The organism is Nonomuraea sp. MG754425 (genome assembly GCF_021699195.1).
Taxonomy (GTDB): Bacteria; Actinomycetota; Actinomycetes; order Streptosporangiales; family Streptosporangiaceae; genus Nonomuraea.
Map to the genome: position 1 here is coordinate 1 of NZ_SSXE01000384.1, position 2,644 is coordinate 2,644.

General features: G+C 76.7%; 1 protein-coding gene and 1 pseudogene. Both read left to right on the forward strand.

All coding sequences use genetic code 11. The features are described 5' to 3' along the window. Positions 1–49 precede the first annotated feature (49 nt). The gene (locus FAF44_RS52780) at positions 50–1,696 is read left to right on the forward strand and encodes an AAA family ATPase (RefSeq protein ID WP_237111054.1); all 1,647 of its coding nucleotides are present in this window, start codon (positions 50–52) and stop codon (positions 1,694–1,696) included. Between the two features lie 24 nt (positions 1,697–1,720). Next, a pseudogene (locus FAF44_RS52785) lies at positions 1,721–2,644 on the forward strand (SARP family transcriptional regulator); the annotation flags it as partial.

A 2,644-nucleotide genomic window follows, 5' to 3' on the forward strand; every position in this document is an offset into this window, starting at 1 on the left:
CCTCCCACCGCCCCCGGCCGCCCCGCTTCGTGCTCAGGCCGTCCTTCCGATGTCTGAGGCCCCGGCGAGCGGTCATGGGGCTCCGCCTCCCGCCGTCCAGGACGGTGCGGAGCCTGGCGGGCATCCCTTCGTCGGGCGGGTCGCGGAGCTGGCCGAACTGGAGAACCTCGCGGCTGACGTCGCGACGTCGGGGCGGGCGCGGCTCGTGCTCCTGTCCGGCGCGGCGGGCGCCGGCAAGACCGCGCTGGCCAGGACGCTGACCCGGCACCTGGAAATCGGCGGCTGGACCACCGCCTGGGGAGCCAGCCCCGAAGTCCGGGGCGCGCCCGCCGCCTGGCCCTGGACCCAGATACGCGAACAACTCACCACCACCGGCCACCCGCCGGATGGCGGGCACGCGCCGGGTGCCGGGCAGGAGTCCGGTACCGGCCACAAGCTGGCTGCCGGGCATGTGCCGGCTGCCGGGTTCGTGTCGGCTACCCGCGATGTGCGGGGTTCCGGGCGCGGGCCGGGGGCCGGGAGTGCGTCCGCCGCGATGGCCGCGCGCTTCAGGCGGCACCGCGCCGTCGTCGCAGACCTGGCCGCCGTGGCCGGGCGCGGCAGGCCGCTGCTCCTGGTCTTCGACGACCTGCACTGGGCCGACGAGGACACCCTGGCCCTGCTCACCACCCTGGCCACCGACCTGGGCCCGGCACCCGTGCTGATCCTGGGCACGTACCGCTCGACCGAGATCTCCGCCGGGCTGGCCGACGCGCTGGGCCGGGCCGCACGGACCGAACCGGCCCGCCTCTACCTGGGCGGCCTCACCGAGCCCCAGGTGCACGAACTGGTCCAGGCCGTCACCGGCCGCGAGGTGGACGACGCCGACGCCCGGAAGATCCACGCGCGCAGCGCCGGCAACCCCTTCTTCGTCCGGGAACTCACCCGCCTGTGGGGCAGCGAGGGTGACGCGGCCCTGCGCACCGCCGTCCCCGCCGGGGTCCGCGACGTCATCCGCCACCGCCTGACCGGTCTCACGGAGACGGCGCGTACGCACCTCCGCCAGGCCGCCGTCCTCGGCCAGGACGTCGATCTCGGCGTGCTGATCCCGCTGGCCGGGGACGAGGAGCAGGTCCTGGAGTCCGTCGAGTCGGCCCTGCTCGCGGGGTTCCTGGTCGAGCGGGACGCCGACCGCCTGCGGTTCGCGCACGCGCTGGTGCACGAGACGCTCTACGACGACGTCACCCGTGCCCGCCGCGCCCGCTGGCACGCCCGCGCCGCCGAGATCGTCGAACGGATCCGTCCCACCGACGTGGAGACCATCGCCCACCACTGCGTACGCGCCGAGGGCCGTGCGGACCCCGCCCGCACCGCCCGCCACACCCGGGCCGCCGCCCGGCGCGCCGAACGCGGATCGGCCCCGCGCGAGGCGGCCCGCCTGTGGCGCGTCACGCTCACGGCCCTCGACCGCATGCCCGCCGCCCGTCCCACAGCCACCGGAGCCGCGACCCCGGCCTTCCTGCCCGGCCCGGCCGATCGCCTGGACGCCGGGGATGCTCCTGGTGGGCGGGTGGCTGGTGGTGGGGCCGAGGGCCGGGCCGGAGGCGGTGGGGCGTCGCCGGAGCGGATGGAAGCGATCATGGGCCTGGTCAGGGCGCTGGCGGTGATCGGGGAGTCGAGCGAGTCGCGGCGGTATCGGGCCGAGGCGGTGGACTAGGCCGAGGCGCTCGGCGATCCGCTGGTGACGGCCGAGGTGATCGGCTCCTTCGACGTGCCCGCCAACTGGACCGCCACCGACGACCCGGCCCTGTCAGCCCGGCTCGTCGCCGCCGCCGAGCGCACGCTGGCCGCCCTGCCGTCCGACTGCCATGACGCCGTACGCGCCCGGCTCCTGATCACCATCGCCATGGAGCGCCGGGCCGACCCCGGCCCGCGCGGCGACCGGGCGGCCCGCGAGGCCGAGGACATCGCCCGCCGCCTCGGTGACCGCACCCTGCTCGCCTACGCGCTGAACGGCCGCTACATGCAGACCTTCCAGCGGGCCGGGCTCGCCCCGGAGCGGGCCGCCATCGGGGAGGAACTCGTCCGGCTGGTCGCCGGTCACGACGCGCTGGTGACGTTCGAGGTGCTGGGGCGGCTGATCCTGCTGCAGTCCAGCGCCGCGCTCGCCGACGTCGAGGCCGCCGACCGGCACGCCGCCGCGGCCGACCGGCTCGCCGGACGTCACGACCTGCCGGTGGTCGGGGTCTTCACCGCCTGGTACGCCGCCCTCCGTCTCACCATCACGGACGGCGGCAGGGACGCGGCCCGCGCGGCGTACCGCACCGCCGCCGCCCGGCTCAGCGGCACCGGCATGCCGGGAGTGGAGGACGGCCTGCTCCCCCTCGCCCTGCTGTGCCTGAACCTGGGGGAGGACGACACCCCAGCGAACCCAGCCGCAGACGCCGGCACCCCGGCCCTGGACCAGGCCGGCACGCCGGTCAGCGTCCCGGATACCACGCCGCCCGCCTCCCCGGCCCCGCCCCTGAACCCGAACCCGGCCCTGAACCCGAACCCGGCCCTGAACCCAGGCGGGTCGGTGGCCCCGGACCCAGGTGGGGTGGCGGGTGTGGCATGGGGGCCGTATGCGAGTTGGGCCCACCCCCTGGCCCTGCTCGCCCAAGGC